The following is a 15,654-nucleotide window of genomic DNA, read 5'->3' on the forward strand; positions in this document are numbered from 1 at the left end:
TGAGTTCTCAAGGAACGGACGCTTCCTTCGTACTCACCCTCTCGGGCTTTCCTCCGGGCGCTTCCCTTCGGTCTTGCGTTTCCGACTCTATCAGATCCTTTCGGGCCTGATTCCCAGTCAGCGGGGTTTGTCTTCCCGGCTGTTGGGCCGTTCCGACGCCCAAACTCTAGCGAATTTTCCCGGCGACTCATAATCGAGTCTTCGCACATCAATTTCGGCATGCCGAAATTGATCCCGAGTGGGAGATCGTGTGGAGAGTGGGTTGCCGCATTCGCGGCGGATTGTTGTCGAAGAACCGTACCGGCTCGGGGACAACTCGAAGAACCTTACGGATCCTGACGAGCCGTGTCAACCCCTCACTCGGTGGCCCCGACGGGGGTCCGCGGTGGGCGGTCTCAGCCCAGGTCGGTGAGGCGGCCGCCGGCGTCCGGCTGGGCGTGCTCGACGCGGCGCAGGAGGCGGATCAGCATCTCGCCGAGGGCTCCCCGTTCGTCGCCGGAGAGGTCCTGAAGCAGGTCCTCCTCGAACTGCGTGGCCATCCGCATCGCCTCGAGCCACTTCGTGCGGCCCTCGTCCGTCAGCTCGACGATGACCCGCACCCGGTTGTTCTCATCACGGTCACGGGTCACGAGTCCCTCACCCGCCATGCGGTCGATGCGGTGCGTCATGGCGGCCGGGGTGAGACCGAGCCGCTTGGCGAGCTCGCCCGGGCCCAGCCGGTAAGGGGCGCCGGACAGGACGAGGGTCTTGAGGACCTCCCACTCGGCGTTGCTGATCCCGAGAGCGGCGACCTGCCGTCCGTAGGCCACGTTCATCCGGCGGTTCAGCCGGCCGAGGGCCGAGACGACCTGTTCGACCTGCGGGTCCAGGTCCCGGAACTCGCGCTGATAGGCGGCGATCTGCTCGTCGAGGCTCGGCTCCTGGAGCTCTGGCTCGGTGGTGTCAGACATGGCGGGCAGTATGGCACGCCCTCCGTAGCCGTCGAAGTCCTTCGATCTGTATTGTTGACGTTCTAACTTTAGTGCTAAAGTCTTCGGGTTCGAGTCGTTCGAGTTCGTGGTTTCGAGACCTTGAGGTAGGTGAGTGTGACCAGGGAAATGGGTGCAGCACTGCGGCGGATCCAGCTGGGGAGCGCGCTGAGCGCGTTCGGGCTGGGGTTCACCGTTCCGTATCTGTACGTCTACGTGGCGCAGGTGCGGGATCTGGGTGCCGGTACGGCGGGAGTCGTACTGGCGGTCTTCGCCATGGCAGCGCTCGCCGTCCTGCCGTTCACCGGCCGGGCCATCGACCGCCGCGGGCCGTTGCCCGTCCTGGTCATCGCCTCGGTCGTCGCCTCCCTGGGCGCTGCCGCGCTGGGCCTCTCCGCAGGCGTCACCGCCGCCGTCCTGTCGGCAGCGGTGCTCGGCGCGGGTACCGCTGTCATGCAGCCGGCCCTCGCCACGATGCTCGTCCGCTGCTCCGGCACCGCCACGCGTACCCGTGCGTTCGCGATGCAGTTCTTCCTGCAGAACCTGGGGCTCGGCATCGGCGGTCTGGTCGGTGGACTGATCGTGGACACGAGCCGGGCCTCGTCCTTCACGATGCTGTTCCTGATCGAAGCGGTGATGTTCCTCGTGCTCGGCGCCATCGCGGCGACCGTGCGGATGCCGCGTATCCCTGCCGTCGTGAAGGAGGCGACCGCTGACGGATCCGCTCCGCGTGGTGGGCTGCGGGTGCTGCTCTCCCACCGGGCCATGGTGCAGCTGTGCGTGCTGGGTTTCGTGGTGTTCTTCGCCTGCTACGGACAGTTCGAGTCCGGCCTCGCGGCGTACGGCACCGAGGCCGCCGGGATCCAGCCCTCGACGCTCGGTATCGCGCTGGCCGCCAACACCGCCGTCATCGTCGTCGCCCAGTTCGTGGTGCTGCGCCTGGTGGAGCGCCGCAAGCGCAGCCGGGTCATCGCCTCGGTCGGCCTGATCTGGGCGTTCGCCTGGATCGTGGCGGGCTACGCGGGTCTCGGGCACGGCAGCCAGACGATGGCGACCGCCGCGATGATCTCCACGTACGCGCTGTTCGGGCTCGGCGAGTCGATGCTGTCGCCGACCGTCGCGCCCCTGGTCGCCGATCTCGCACCGGAGTCGATGGTCGGGCAGTACAACTCGGCGTTCGCGCTCTGCAAGCAGCTGGCGCTGGCGGTCGGGCCTGCCGTCGGCGGTCCGATGGGGGCCTCGCTGCACGGGCCGTACATCGTGACGTTCGTGCTGTTCTCGCTCGGCATCACGGTGCTCGCGCTGCGGCTCGGCCGGCGGCTCACCCCCGTACAGGACCAGCCTTCGCTCGCGGCCGTGCCGTCGCGGGTGGTGGCCGTGTCGTTGCCGGAGAGCGCGTCGGCCGAGGTGCCGGCGCCGGTCGCCGTCGTGCACTGACGGTCCGGCTCCGGCCGGCTACTGCGGCAGGGCGAATTCGCACCAGACCGCCTTGCCGCCGCCGGGTGTGCGGCGGCTGCCCCAGGACGTGGCGATCGACGCGACGATGGAGATGCCCCGGCCCGCCTCGTCGCCCGGTTCGGCGCGGCGGCGGCGCGGCAGGTGGTCGTCTCCGTCGGTCACCTCGATGATCAGCCTGCGGTCCGTGCGCCGCAGGCCCAGGCGCATGGGCGGTGTCCCGTGCTGCAGGGAGTTGGCCACCAGCTCGCCGGCGGCGAGGACACCCAGGTCGCACAGTTCCACCGGGAAGCGCCACGACGTCAGCACGCCCGTCGCGAAGGCGCGGGCGCGCGGGGCCGCCTCGATGCCGCCGAGCAGATCGAGCGCGGCGTTGTGGAACAGCTCCGCCGTCGCTCCTGTGCGGGCAGGGTGCTGGACCACCAGTACCGCCACGTCGTCGTCGTGTTCCGCGGTGATGTTGAGGGAACGCATAAGGCGGTCGCAGACCACCTGCGGCGCCCCCTTAGCACCGGACAGGGCCCGCTCCAGCGCGGCTACGCCCTCGTCGATGTCCTCGCTGCGGCGTTCGACCAGGCCGTCCGTATAGAGGACGGCGGTGGAGCCGGGCGGCAGTGCGATCGTGCCGGAGGTGTGGATCCAGCCGCCGGTGCCGAGTGGTGGGCCGGTCGGACCCTCGGCGCGGTGGACCGTACCGTCCTCGTCGCGCACCAGGATCGGTAGGTGGCCTGCGGAGGAGTAGACGAGCAGGCCCTCGTTGGGGTCGTGGACGGCGTAGGCGCAGGTCGCGATCTGGCTGGCGTCGATCTCGGCCGCGAGTCCGTCGAGCAGCTGGAGCACCTCGTGCGGGGGGAGGTCGAGGCGGGCGTAGGCGCGCACGGCGGTGCGCAGCTGGCCCATCACAGCGGCGGCGCGGACCCCGCGGCCCATCACGTCCCCGATGACGAGCGCGGTGCGGCCCGCGCCGAGGGTGATGACGTCGTACCAGTCGCCGCCGACCGCTGCGTCCGTCCCACCCGGCTGGTAGGTGGCGGCGATCCGCAGGTCATCGGGCTGTTCCAGCTCCTGCGGGAGCAGCGAGCGCTGAAGGGTGACGGCCGTTTCGCGGTGCCGGCTCTCGCTGGCGCGCAGCCGCTCGGCGGCTTCGGCGTGATCGGTGACGTCCGCGGCGTACACGAGGACGCCGCCGTCGTGCCCCTTGTTCTTGTCGCGCCGCACGGGGGTGCAGGTGACCGTGTACGAGTTGCCGCTGCCGGCCTTGCGGGACTTCACCGTGCGCGGTGTGCCGCTGCGCAGGACCTGGTCCATCAGAGGGAGGAGGCTGAGCTCGGTGAGCTCGGGCATGGCCTCGGCCGCGGGGACGCCGCAGGGGCGGGGGCCGAATGCTGCCTCGTAGGCGTCGTTGACGAACTCGATGCGGTGCTCGGGTCCGTGCACCAGGGCGACGAGGGCGGGCAGCCGACCGAGGATGTCGCGAGCGGAGATGTCTTCCAGAGCGGGTGCGGCGGACGGGGTGCCGGGGCCGTCGGGAGCGCTGTCCGGCGGGCCCGATCCGGTGTCGGCCCGGTCGTACTCGACGCGGGCCGCCGGTACGGGACTGCGGTCGTCCCGGGCGGCTCGCCGCTGCGTACCGGGTAGGCGGGCGCTCCAACGCGTGAAGTTCACGGAATCCATTGCCTCGTGTGTCGGTCTGGTCCGCTCGGGCGGGCTGCTTCCTCTGCCGGGGCGTCACAAGTATGCGGTAGCGGTCTGTTGCCCCTGGGACGGTCTTCCTCGATGGTCACTGTCGGTCGCTGCCGGCCGGGTCACTCTGTGCAGATGTGAGCCCACCTATGGTCACACGTCCAGTGTGCCGGACCCTACTGACAGTCGCCGTCGCCCGGGGCGGGGCGCCTTCCTGCGGCGATTTCGAACTCGGCCCGGGGGTGCTCGAGTGAGCCCAGGGAGACGATCTCGCGCTTGAAGAGACCGGCGAGGGTCCACTCGGCCAGGACCTTGGCCTTCCGGTTGAACGTCGGGACGCGGCTCAGGTGGTACGTACGGTGCATCAGCCAGGCCGGATACCCCTTGAGCCGCCGTCCGTACACGTGCGCGACGCCCTTGTGGAGGCCGAGGGAGGCGACCGATCCCGCGTAGCTGTGGCGGTACTCCTTGAGCGGGCGGCCGTCGATCGCCGCGACGAGGTTGTCGGCGAGGACCTTGGCCTGGCGAACCGCGTGCTGGGCGTTGGGGGCGGTCTCCTTGCCCGGTTCTGCGGCGGTCAGGTCGGGCACGGCGGCCGCGTCACCGGCTGCCCACGCGTGCTCGGTCCCCTCGACGGTGAGCCGGGCGGTGCAGACGAGCCTGCCGCGGGCGTTCAGCGGGAGGTCGGTGGCGGCTAGCAGGGGGGCGGGCTTCACTCCGGCGGTCCACACGAGCGTGCGGGTCGGGAAACGGGAGCCGTCACTGAGCACGGCGATGCGGTCCTCGCAGGACTCCAGGCGGGTGTCGAGGCGCACGTCGATGTTGCGGCCGCGCAGCTCCCGGACGGCGTACCTGCCCATGGACTCCCCGACCTCGGGGAGGATGCGGCCGGTCGCCTCGACGAGGATCCATTTCAGGTCCTCGGCCTTGATGTTGTGGTAGTACCGCGAGGTGTAGCGGGCCATGTCCTCCAGCTCGGCGAGCGCCTCCACTCCCGCGTAGCCGCCGCCGACGAAGACGAAGGTGAGGGCGGCGTCACGGATGGCGGGGTCGCGCGTGGCGGACGCGATGTCCATCTGCTCGATCACGTGATTGCGGAGCCCGATGGCCTCCTCGATGGTCTTGAAGCCGACGCCGTGCTCGGCGAGGCCGGGGACCGGGAGGGTGCGCGAGACGGAACCGGGGGCGAGGACGAGTTCGTCGTACGGGATCTCGAGGGCCCCGGTGCCGTCCTCACCCGTGGCGAGGGTGGTGACGGTCGCGGTGCGCTTGGCGTGATCGATGCGCTGCGCCTCCCCGACGACGATGGTGCAGTGCGCCAGGACCCGGCGCAGTGGCACGACGACATGGCGCGGTGAGATGGAACCGGCGGCGGCCTCGGGGAGGAACGGCTGATACGTCATATAGGGATCGGGCGTGACGACGACGATCTCCGCCTCACCGCTTCTCAGTCTCTGCTTCAGCTTCCGTTGGAGACGCAGCGCCGTGTACATCCCGACATAGCCCCCACCGACGACGAGAATGCGCACACCCGGCGGGGGGCCGGGGGGTGTTCCCCCGGAATCTGAAGCCATCACCACCCCATGACGCAACGTGCGCAGGATTTTGTCCACAGCCCCGGCAAATTGTGTGACCGGAGATTCTGTGTGGGCTGCGGGGTGCGGCCGTGCCATATATACGGAAGTCCCGCAGGTCAGGGGTTATGGAAGGGGTCGTGGGAGGGGTCTCGGTGGCCGGCCGGCCGGTCCGTGACCCGCGCGGACGGCGCTCCCGACGGGCTGCCCCCTTCTGAATTGACCCTGGCTCAACTATGTTCGTATGTCGTCGGGGTGTCGGGCGGTGACCATCGATCCACCTCCGACTGACACGGCGGGAGTCTCCGGGGGGAGACGTCATAACCGGGGGAACAGTTATGCATATTCAGGAATCGCATTGGCCGACTGCTGCGGTCGCGTCCGAAGGAAACGGACGGATCGGGGCAGTCGGCACAGTGAGCGGTGTCGGGGCCGGTGGAACCACGGCGGCGTCGGGGACCGTGAGCACGCTGGCAGCCACGCTCGGCGACCGGATCGGCGGGGCCGGCACGCACGGACGCTCGGCGCCGCTGCGCGTGGACGCGCAGCGCAATCTGGAACACGTGCTGCGAGCCGCGCGCGAGGTGTTCGGTGAGCTGGGGTACGGCGCGCCGATGGAGGACGTGGCGCGCCGCGCCCGGGTCGGTGTCGGCACGGTGTACCGGCGCTTTCCCAGCAAGGACGTGCTGGTGCGCCGGATAGCCGAGGAGGAGACCGCGCGGCTCACCGACCAGGCCCGGTCCGCGCTGGGTCAGGAGGAGGAGCCGTGGTCGGCACTGTCGCGCTTCCTGCGGACGTCGGTGGCCTCGGGTGCCGGGCGGCTGCTGCCTCCGCAGATACTGCGGGTCGGCGTCGAGGTCGACGAGTCCGCGGTGGTCGGCGAAGCGGGTGCCGTACGGGCCTCGGAAGACGAGCCCCGGGTGCCCCAGCAGCGCCAGGAAGTCGGTCAGGCCCCGGTGCAGGCAGGTCTGCGGGTGGCCGATCGCCTCTCCGTACCGGCGGACGGGAGCGAGGATCTCGGTGCCGGAGCTGCCGATCTGCTGGAGGTCGTGGGACGGCTGGTGGACCGGGCCCGGGCGTCCGGTGAGCTGCGCCGTGATGTGACGGTGGCCGATGTACTGCTGGTCATCGCGACGGCGGCGCCCTCACTGCCCGACGCGGCTCAGCAGGCGGCGGCCTCGACCCGGCTGCTGGACATCCTGTTGGAGGGGCTGCGCTCGCGCCCTGCGTGAGGCGTGGCCTGCGGTGGGAGGGGCGCGTTCCCGTTCTGCGTGAGCGTGCCCCGAAGGGGGCGGGGTGGGCCGGTCCGGACGGGCCTGTGTCCGGAGGGATGGGCCGCTTCCGGTCGACTCGTCTCGTTCCGCCCCCCAGCCACCGTCAACACATCCCGTTGCTCCTTCCCCGAATGAGTGTCGGCTCGTGCTCGCTTTCGGGAAAACGCCCCGGATGAGTGGTTGGTGGGACTGAAAGGCCGCCGTTCCTGCGCTCTGTGGCACGCTTGCCCGGTGTTCGGGTCCGAAAGCGCATACGGGGGCGTCCGCGATGAGCGGTGACGGGCAGCAGGAAGAGGCGCTCGACGGCGCCGCCGGTGATGGCACGGAAACGGGCGGGTCGCCCGGGCATCAGGTGCCGAGCCAGGCCGGGCCCCGGCGCTCCGGGTCCGGGGAAGAGGTCGGCGGCACCGTCCTGCCCGGCCCATGGCCGCCCGCCCCGGTCGAGAAGCCGGTGGGCGAGGAAACGGATGCGATCGACGCCGCGGCCGCGGTGCCCATGCAGCGGTCGCCCAGGAAGGCGCCCGCCGGGGACGCCTCCGGGCTCGCCCCCTCCGATGCCCGGTTGATCCAGCAGATGCGGGACGGCGACGGCCTCGCGTACGAGGAACTGTTCCGCCGCCACTCCGGCGCCGTGCGCCGCTATGCGCGTACCTGCTGCCGTGACGCGCACACCGCGGACGACCTGACAGCCGAGGTCTTCGCCAGGACACTGCAGGCGGTACGGGGTGGCAAGGGCCCCGAGGAGGCCGTACGGGCCTATCTGATGACGGCGGTCCGGCACGTCGCCGCCGCGTGGACGAAGACCGCCAGGCGTGAGCAATTGGTCGACGACTTCGCGGTGTTCGCCGCACAGGCGTCGCGCACCTCCGAGGTGTCGGACGCGGACACGCTCGATCTCGGCGCCGACGTGATGGCGATGCACGAGGCCGAGCAGTCGATGGCGATGCAGGCGTTCCGCAGCCTCCCGGAGCGCTGGCAGGCCGTCCTGTGGCACACCACCGTCGAGGAGGAGTCGCCCAGCGACGTCGCCCCGCTGTTCGGGCTGACGGCCAACGCCACGTCGGTGCTGGCCAGCCGTGCCCGTGAAGGGCTGAAGCAGGCCTATCTGCAAGCCCATGTGAGTCAGGCGCTCACCTCCGGCGGCGACTGCGCGCGTTACGCCGACCGGCTCGGCGCCTACGCCCGCGGGGGCCTGCGGATGCGGGCCGAGCGCGGCCTGCGCGGGCATCTGGACGAGTGCGCGAAGTGCCGGCTAGCGGCGGGTGAACTGGCCCATGTCAACGCCGGGATCCCCGCCCTGCTGCCGGTCGCGGTCATCGGCTGGTTCGCCGCCGGATACGCGCTCAAGGCCGCCGGGATCGTGGCAGGCGGCGCTGCCGGTGCCGCCGGTGCCGGGGCCGCCGCCGCGGCCACCGGCGGAAGCTCGTCCGCCGGTTCCGCCGGGGGCGCCGCCGCTTCCGAGGGGCTCGGTGCTCCGGCGAAGGCCGGCATCGCGGCGGCGGTCGCCGTCGCGGCCGCGGCCGGCCTCGTGTGGGCGCTGGTCGGGGACGACCAGCCCCGCCCCGAGGCGAAGCCGGTCGCCAGGCCGCCGGCCGTGGCGCCCGCCGTGCCGACGCCCCCACCACCGAAGCCGACACCGACGCCGACGCCTCCCGCGCCCGCGCCCGCGCCGCCGGCTCCCGCGCGGCCTGAACCCACGCCCACGCCGACGCCCACACCGACGCCCACACCGACCCCGAAGCCGGTGCCCACTCCGACCCCCACGCCTCCGCCGCCCTCCACTCCGCCGCCCACGCCCCCGGCGCCAACTCCCCCGCCGCCGCCCGCACCCGCCCCGGCGGTGTACCAGGTCAGCGAGCTGGACTACACCCTGCTCGGCGACCACACCGGTCCCGAGGTGGTGCTCGGCGGGAGCAGCTGGGTCTGGCAGCGTTCCGGCATGTCGATCGGCGGCACGCGGTACGCGCACGGCGTGACCGTCCACAGCCGTTCCTCGGTCTCCATCCAGCTGAACCGTCCGTGCACGCGTTACGAGGCGATGGTCGGCGTGGACGACCTGACCATGGGGCTCGGCTCGGTGCGGTTCTCGGTGTTCAACGGCGACGGGGCGCGGCTCTGGCAGTCCCCGGCGATGCACGGCGACGACCCGGCCGTGCCCGTGAGCGTCGGCATCGAGGGGCAGGAGCGCATCCGGCTCGTCGTGGAGCCGGCCACCCCGTTCGGCGGCGTCGCCCTCGCCGACTGGGCGGAATCGCGCATCAGCTGCCGCTGAGCGAGCAGGACCCGCCCCGTACCGACGCCCTCACCCGGGCAGGTTCGCGGCGACGCCCTCCAGCAGGGCGATCACGTCGTCGATGGTCAGCCCGAGGCCTGCGAGGCGCTCCGCCTCGTACCGCCGCGCACCCAGCTCCTTGTGGGCCAGCATCTCGGCCGCGTCCACCTCGGCCTGCTCAGCCGCGGTCCTGGGCCCGGACAGCCGCCAGCTGTCTGCGGCGGCCAGGATGCGTGCGGCGGCCGCGTGAGCGCCCACCCTCGGCAGTACGGTCACCACGCCGTCCGCCAGGTAGCCGTTGACGATCTCGGGGCACCGCGCGTCCCTCGCCGCGACCAAGGCCGCCGTCAGGGCGTGCAGCCCGGCTACGGGGCCGCCCGCGGGCTCCGCTTCGTCCACGGAGATCCGGGCCGACAACCCCTCCAGCGCCACGGTGAAGTGCGAGGGCGGGCCACCGCGGGCGGCCTCCCCCTCAGCGGCGGCGAGCAGACGCCGGGCGGCCGCCGCATCACCACCGTGGAACGCCATGGTCGCCCGGAGGTAGTGGATGTACGCGGCGGCGTCACGCACCTGGTGGCTCTCCGCCTCGGCCTCCGAGCGGTCGAGACCCTCGGCGGCGGCCTCCAGGTCGCCCGTGCGGTAGGAGAGTTCGGCGAGCCGCGCCAGGAGGAACGGGGCCTCGGCGTGCGCCCCGACCTCGCGTGCGAGCAGCAGAGCCTCCTCGTAGGCCGCACGAGCCTCGTCGTAGCGCCCGCGCATCATGCCCGCCTCGGCCGCGGCGCTGGCGACCTGGGCGCGCATCCACCGGTCACCGACGCGGCGGCTGAGCGCGCGCAGCTCGGCGAGGTCGTCGTCGATGCCGGGCATGCCGCCCGGCATGTCGACGATCATGTGCGTGCGGAACATCAGGGTGACCCCGTACTCCCACTCGCCCCCGTGCACGCGGGCGTTGTCGACCGCCGCGTCGATCTTCCGCCGTACGTCGTCCGCGGTTCCGGTGAGGAACGACGTCATCGGCCAGATCAGCCCGGGGAAACGGGCTCCCCGGGGGCCGGAAGAGGCGAAGGCGTCGGCCACCCGGCCCACGAACGCGTGGAGCTCGGCGTCGTTCTGGCTCACCTCCGTCGACCCGTGCTCCGCCGCGTAGAAGTACCACAGGATGTGGAGGTTCATCCGGTCCCAGTACCGCGGGTCCGTGTCGTCTGCGGGGTCCTGGCCGAGCGCCAGGGCTCTCTCGGTCCAGGTGAGGCCCTCGGGGCGGTAGTTGCGCAGCCACCAGAACCAGGCCATGCCCAGCACCAGTCGGGTCGCGTCCGGTTCGCAGGGGGTGGAGCCGGCCGTGGTGCGGTGCAGGGCGGCGCGGATGTTGTCGAGGTCCGTTTCCAGGCGCTGGATCCAGGGGAGCTGGTCGCCGGAGCGCAGGCGGGGCTCGGCCTCCTCGACGAGCGCGGTGAAGTACGCGGTGTGTGCGCGGTCGGCGGCGGCCCGTATGTCCGGGGTCTCGGCCATGCGCTCGACGGCGTACTCGTGAATGGTCTCCAGGAGCCGGTATCGCATCGTGCCGTCCGCTGCGGGGGCGGCGACCACCAGAGACTTGTCGACCAAGGCGCCGATCAGGTCGGCGGTGCCCGCGGAGGTGTGCGGGCCGGAGCGGGCCGGCGTGCTGATGACGGCTTCCGCGGCGGTCAGGTCCCAGCCGCCCGCGAAGACGGAGACCTGGCGCAGAGCTGTGCGTTCCTCTTCGTCGAGGAGGTCCCAGGACCAGTCGACGACCGCCCGCAGGGTCTGCTGCCGGGGCAGCACGGTCCGGCTGCCACCCGTCAGCAGGCGGAACCGGTCGTCGAGCCGGTCCGCGATCTGGCGTGGGCTCAGCAACCGCAGCCGGGCGGCCGCGAGTTCGATGGCGAGCGGCAGACCGTCCAGGCGGCGGCAGATCTCGGCCACGGCTTCCGCATCGTGTGCCGGTTCGCGCTCCGGGTCGAAGCCGGGGCGTACGGCTCTGGCGCGCTCGGTGAACAGACGGTGGGCGGGGCCTGCGGGCAGCGGGTCGACCGGTCGTACGGACTCTCCGGGGACGCCGAGCGGTTCGCGGCTGGTGGCGAGCACGCGTAGCTGCGGGCAGCGGGTCAGCAAGGTCTCGGCCAGCGTGGCGGCCGCGCCGATGACGTGCTCGCAGTTGTCGAGGATGAGGAGGACGGGCCGGGCGCGCGAACCGAGGCGGTCGACGAGCATGTCCACCGGGTCGGCACGCGGGAAGGGCCCGTCGTGGGTGCTGTCCCGCAGCAGTGTCGTTTCGCGCAGCCCGAGCGCGGACAGCACGGCTCCCGGGACGGCGTCGGGGTCTTCCACCGGTGCGAGTTCGGCGAGCCAGACGTCTCGCGGAGTGCCGGTGGCGTGGCCCTCGCGTGCTGCGGACTCCTCGGCGAGGCGGGTCTTTCCGGAGCCCCCGGGGCCGGTGAGCGTGACCAGCCGCGCCTGCGCCAGGTCGTTCTGGATGGCGTCGAGTTCGGGCTCGCGGCCCACGAAGGAGGTGAGTCTGGGGCGAAGGTTGCCCTGGGCCGGTTTCACGTGAAACGTGCCGGTCGGGGCGGGGGTGGCCGGTGCGGGGGCGAGCAGTTCGTGGTGGAGGGAGGCCAGTTCGGGCCCGGGGTCGGTGCCGAGGCCGTCCGCGAGGGTGCGGCGCGCGTCCTCGTACGCGACGAGTGCGTCGGCCTGTCTGCCGTCGGCGCGAAGGGCGCGGATGAACTGGGCCCGGAAGCGTTCGTCGTACGGGTGGGAGGCGGTCAGCTCCGCCAGTTCGGCGACGAGGGCGGCGGGGCCGGGTGCGGAGGCGTCATCGGGACCGGGCGGGGCCCCGGCCGCCTGCTGCGCCCCCGCCCCCGCACCACGCAGGTCGGCCTCGATCCGGCGCTCCAGCGTGGCCAGCCGGTGGGCCTCGGGGCGAAGGGCGTGGCCGCGGCCCCCGTCGGGCAGGTCGGCGAGGGCGGGGCCGCGCCAGAGGGCGAGTGCGGTACGCAGGGTGCGGGCGGCCTCGACCGGGGCGCCGGCCTCCAGCTCGGCCCCGCCCTGCCGGGCCAGCCGCTCGAACACGTACAGATCGACGTCGTCCGGCCGGGCGGCGAGGCGGTAGCCGCCGGGGCCGCTGGTCAGCGCGTCCTTGCCCAGGACCCGGCGCAGCCGCCCGACGAGGGCCTGGAGTGCTGCGGTGGCATCCGCCGGGGGCTCGTCCGCCCAGACGTCGTCCACCAGCTCGGTGACGGGTACGGCGCGGTCCGGCCGCAGGGCGAGGGCGGCGAGCAGGGCACGCAGACGCGTACCGCCGAGGGACAGCGCCGCGCCATGCTCGTCTCGCGCCTCCGTGACGCCCAGGATCAGATACCGCATCTCGCCATTGTGTCCCGCCGGTCGGGCAACGGAGCACTGTCCCGCCGGCCGGGCGACGGAGCACCGGGGGCCTCGTCCCGGGGCGCCCCGCGGGAAACCGCCGAGGCAATGGCGTCCGCCGCAGGAATCCGGACGCAGAGGCCCGCCCGCGGGACCAGCGCACACGGCCGGCCGCAAGAGGCCGGCCGTGGGAAGCAACGGGAGAAACCAGACCGCGGGCTACCCCTGCAGGGACCGTCGGGCCGGGGCCACCCCGCCGGCGACCGCGCGCTGCCGAGGCGCCGCCGTCCCCGTCCAGCAGGTGCCGCGCCGCGACACGAGGCGGCGCAGCCACAGTTCCGTCGAGGCGAGGTCGGCCAGGCCGTCCAGCGGGAGGGGCTCCCCCTCGGAGGCCGCGCGCAGTGCCTTGCGTACGACGCGGGCCTCGACCAGACCCGCGTCGGCGAGCAGCGGGGCGTCGAACAGGGCGATCAGCTCGGGCAGTGAGGCGCGCAGGCCGGTCCGGGTGACAGCGGTCGAGGTGGCCTGGGAGGGGGTGCCCCAGCCGGGCGGCAGCTCGTGGATGCCCGCACCCGCCAGGACCCTGCGCAGGATCGCCGCGCGGGCGCCCGGCTGGACCCGGAGGGATTCGGGGAGCGCTCGGGCGGCGCGTACGACCTGGTTGTCCAGGAAGGGGGCGTGCAGTCGCTGGCTGCGGATCTCGGCGGCCTGCTCCAGGATCCGGTGGCCGGCGGCGTGCCGGGCCAGGGATGCTCTGGCCCGTGCCTCGCCCGGGCGCTGTACGGAGACGGGGCGGATCGCGGCCTCCTGGAGACGAACCGATACTTCGGCCAGCGCCTCTCCGGTGAGCCACCGGGCGGCGGGCCCCGGCCGGGACCAGGCCAGTGCGGCGAGCGAGGCGTCGGCGGGGGTGTCGAGGTCGGGCGTCAGGCGGTTGGCGTCGGGCAGGCGGCCGGCCGCGGCTTCGAGGCCGGTGCGGTAGGACGTACGGGCCAGGCGCCGGGCCGCCCGGTAGACGGTCAGCGGCACGAACAGGGAGTGCGCGGAGGGGCCTTCGGCCTTGGCGAGCGCGGCGACCGGGCGCAACAGGTGGCGCCGTCTGCGGTCGATCAGCAGATCGGCGAGGCGTGCCGGGTGGGCGTCGAGCACCTGCCGGGCACCGTCGCCCACGAAATGGTCGGCGCTGCCCGCGGAGAGGCGGCGGCGATGGCGTTCGGCGAGGATGAGGGAGGGTGCCGGCTCGTCGGTGAGCGGGCCGTTCTCCAGGTCGGCGTAGGGAAGGGCCTCTTCGCCCGCCGCCACCACGACGTGGTGCAGCCTCGGGTTGGCGGCGATGACGCGGGCACGTTCGAGTTCGTCCTCGTGCGCGCGGGTCGTCAGGTCGTTGAAGGTGACGGCGAGCAGCCGCTCCCCCGCGCCGGTGCCATGGCCCAGGATCGTGCCGGGCAGGCCGGGGAGCCCGGCGGCGAGGAGGGCGAGGGTCGCCGAGGCGCTGCCCCCGGAGAGGTCCGATCCGATTCCGGGGACGGGTGCGCCCCGGGCGGCACGACGTTCGGCAGGACCCATGCCGGGGACGGGGCCGGGGTCGGGCGGCAGGGTTTCCGGGGCGTGGCGCGGTGCCAGGAGCCTGGCGCGCACCGCTTCGACGAGGGCGTCGCGCACCCCGTCGACGGCGCTCACCGGGTCGAGTTCGGGCGCGGCCACGGCGAGGGAGGCCACCGCCTCGTACCCCGTGATCTCCCGCGAGCCCTCGCGGAGGATCAGCGCGTGGCCGGGCGGGATGCGCTTCACCCCCTCGTACGGGGTGCCGTCGCGCAGTGCCTCGGGAGTCTCGGGGCAGGCGAGCAGGGCGGCGAGGTGGCCGATGTCCAGCTGGGCCTCGATGAGGTCGGCGAGGGGGAGCGCGGCGGTGGCGTACGCCGTGCCACCGGCCCAGGGCGTGTAGAAGACCGGGCGGGCTCCGGCGAGGTCTCCGGCCACGGTGATCCGGCGGCCTATCTGGACGACGGCCGTGTAGCTGCCGGTCCATGCGGTGAGGTGGCGCAGCGCTCCGCCGCGGGCGGCGAGGAGGCCGACGCGCAGTTGTTCGTCGGTCGCGCCGCAGCAGCCGAGGACGGCGAGCCGTGCGGTGGGCGCGCCCTCGGCGGTGTCCACCCGGACGGTTCGGATCTCGTCCGGCCGCCAGTCGCCCACCGCCCAGAGCGGATCCGGGTCACCCCACAGGAGTTGGGAACCCACGGGGTGCATCGTGCGCCCCTCATCACCGCCGCCGACCGCTCCGACCGTGCCGAAGCTCGCGGCGATACTGCTCCAGCCCACCAACCAACGCATCGCCGCCTCCACAGGCTGTGGACAAATCGGCGCAGCAGGGCAGTATCGGGAGAACTCCGGTAACGCGCGGCGCCGTTGCGGACATGCTGCCACGACAACGGCGCGCAGGAGTGGCTACGGACGGCGCACGTCGTGAGCGCATGCGCCCCTGGCAAAGGCCGGAGGGCGGTCGCCGGACCTGGTGTCCGGCGTACGGCCCGCGCGCGTCGGCCCCTACGGCAACGGAACTACACGTTCCGCACGGTGCGTTCCCTTGCACGCCGTCCGCACTCCACACGTCGGGATCCCGCCCAGGTCATGGATCGCGCGCGTCACCTTCCCCGGATACGCGCCGGAGCAACGGCCCGGATCCGGCCACGGACGGGGCCTCGCCGGGGCCTCGCGGGGACGGCTGCCGGGATGTCCGCGAAACCGTCGCCCCAACCTCGTCCGACCGGCGACATCCGGCCATTCTCAGGAGGTGTCGCAACCGATCAGTCGGCACATCGTGGACAGGTATGCACCTGTTCCTGCTGATTCGCTCCGAGCCGCATCCAGCTCTGCAGGCTCGCGGTCCGTGCCGGGGAAGGGCTCGGCAGCCCGATCCGGGGCCTGACTCGACGGCCCGCGCCGCACCTGCTCCACGCTCGGTCCGGGAGGCGCGGTCCGCCCCCCGGACCGGTCCGCCGCCTGCGGGGAATGAGGCGACGGTGTTCCCCCAGCCCGCTGTGTCC

Annotated in this window: 8 protein-coding genes; 3 read left to right on the forward strand and 5 right to left on the reverse strand. The window is 72.8% G+C overall.

The genetic code is table 11. The features are described from left to right. Nucleotides 1-395 precede the first annotated feature (395 nt). A complete protein-coding gene (locus tag ACFYPA_RS19600; RefSeq protein WP_359083843.1) occupies nucleotides 396-950 on the reverse strand; it encodes a MarR family transcriptional regulator in 555 nt (184 codons plus the stop codon). A 147-nt stretch (nucleotides 951-1,097) separates the two neighbouring features. Here ACFYPA_RS19600 and ACFYPA_RS19605 point away from each other — a divergent pair, with 147 nt between their 5' ends. Beyond that, a complete protein-coding gene (locus ACFYPA_RS19605) occupies nucleotides 1,098-2,405 on the forward strand; it encodes an MFS transporter (protein ID WP_389133440.1) in 1,308 nt (435 codons plus the stop codon). Between the two features lie 18 nt (nucleotides 2,406-2,423). Here ACFYPA_RS19605 and ACFYPA_RS19610 read toward each other — a convergent pair whose 3' ends face one another. Next, nucleotides 2,424-4,088, reverse strand: coding sequence for a SpoIIE family protein phosphatase (locus tag ACFYPA_RS19610; protein ID WP_389133150.1), 1,665 nt, complete (start codon nucleotides 4,086-4,088; stop codon nucleotides 2,424-2,426). A gap of 194 nt (nucleotides 4,089-4,282) precedes the next feature. Further along, entirely contained in the window at nucleotides 4,283-5,680 is a 1,398-nt protein-coding gene (locus ACFYPA_RS19615) for an NAD(P)/FAD-dependent oxidoreductase (RefSeq protein WP_359083839.1), read from the reverse strand. A gap of 338 nt (nucleotides 5,681-6,018) precedes the next feature. On the opposite strand from ACFYPA_RS19615, the gene ACFYPA_RS19620 reads away from it, so the two are divergent. Then, nucleotides 6,019-6,912 carry a helix-turn-helix domain-containing protein gene (locus ACFYPA_RS19620; protein WP_359348359.1) on the forward strand — a complete coding sequence of 298 codons (894 nt, stop codon included), beginning with the start codon at nucleotides 6,019-6,021 and terminating at the stop codon, nucleotides 6,910-6,912. A gap of 310 nt (nucleotides 6,913-7,222) precedes the next feature. Continuing rightward, nucleotides 7,223-9,226, forward strand: coding sequence for a sigma-70 family RNA polymerase sigma factor (locus ACFYPA_RS19625; RefSeq protein ID WP_389133154.1), 2,004 nt, complete (start codon nucleotides 7,223-7,225; stop codon nucleotides 9,224-9,226). 30 nt (nucleotides 9,227-9,256) lie between these two features. On the opposite strand, the gene ACFYPA_RS19630 is transcribed toward ACFYPA_RS19625, so the two are convergent. Together ACFYPA_RS19630 and ACFYPA_RS19635 are read right to left on the reverse strand one after the other, a co-directional pair. Beyond that, nucleotides 9,257-12,610, reverse strand: a complete 3,354-nt coding sequence (locus ACFYPA_RS19630; protein WP_389133157.1) for a BTAD domain-containing putative transcriptional regulator — start codon at nucleotides 12,608-12,610, stop codon at nucleotides 9,257-9,259. A gap of 219 nt (nucleotides 12,611-12,829) precedes the next feature. Then, nucleotides 12,830-14,941, reverse strand: a complete 2,112-nt coding sequence (locus tag ACFYPA_RS19635; protein ID WP_359313290.1) for an asparagine synthase-related protein — start codon at nucleotides 14,939-14,941, stop codon at nucleotides 12,830-12,832. Nucleotides 14,942-15,654 lie beyond the last annotated feature (713 nt).

Origin of the sequence: Streptomyces sp. NPDC005775 (assembly GCF_042871565.1) — a bacterium.
In the GTDB taxonomy this organism is placed as follows: domain Bacteria; phylum Actinomycetota; class Actinomycetes; order Streptomycetales; family Streptomycetaceae; genus Streptomyces.

Excerpts from the sequence above, each read along its gene's own strand:
- ACFYPA_RS19630 (WP_389133157.1), bottom strand. The coding sequence starts at position 12,610 with ATGCGGTATCTGATCCTGGGCGTCACGGAGGCGCGAGACGAGCATGGC.
- ACFYPA_RS19625 (WP_389133154.1), top strand. The coding sequence starts at position 7,223 with ATGAGCGGTGACGGGCAGCAGGAAGAGGCGCTCGACGGCGCCGCCGGT.
- ACFYPA_RS19615 (WP_359083839.1), bottom strand. The coding sequence starts at position 5,680 with ATGGCTTCAGATTCCGGGGGAACACCCCCCGGCCCCCCGCCGGGTGTG.
- ACFYPA_RS19620 (WP_359348359.1), top strand. The coding sequence starts at position 6,019 with ATGCATATTCAGGAATCGCATTGGCCGACTGCTGCGGTCGCGTCCGAA.
- ACFYPA_RS19600 (WP_359083843.1), bottom strand. The coding sequence starts at position 950 with ATGTCTGACACCACCGAGCCAGAGCTCCAGGAGCCGAGCCTCGACGAG.
- ACFYPA_RS19605 (WP_389133440.1), top strand. The coding sequence starts at position 1,098 with ATGGGTGCAGCACTGCGGCGGATCCAGCTGGGGAGCGCGCTGAGCGCG.
- ACFYPA_RS19635 (WP_359313290.1), bottom strand. The coding sequence starts at position 14,941 with ATGCGTTGGTTGGTGGGCTGGAGCAGTATCGCCGCGAGCTTCGGCACG.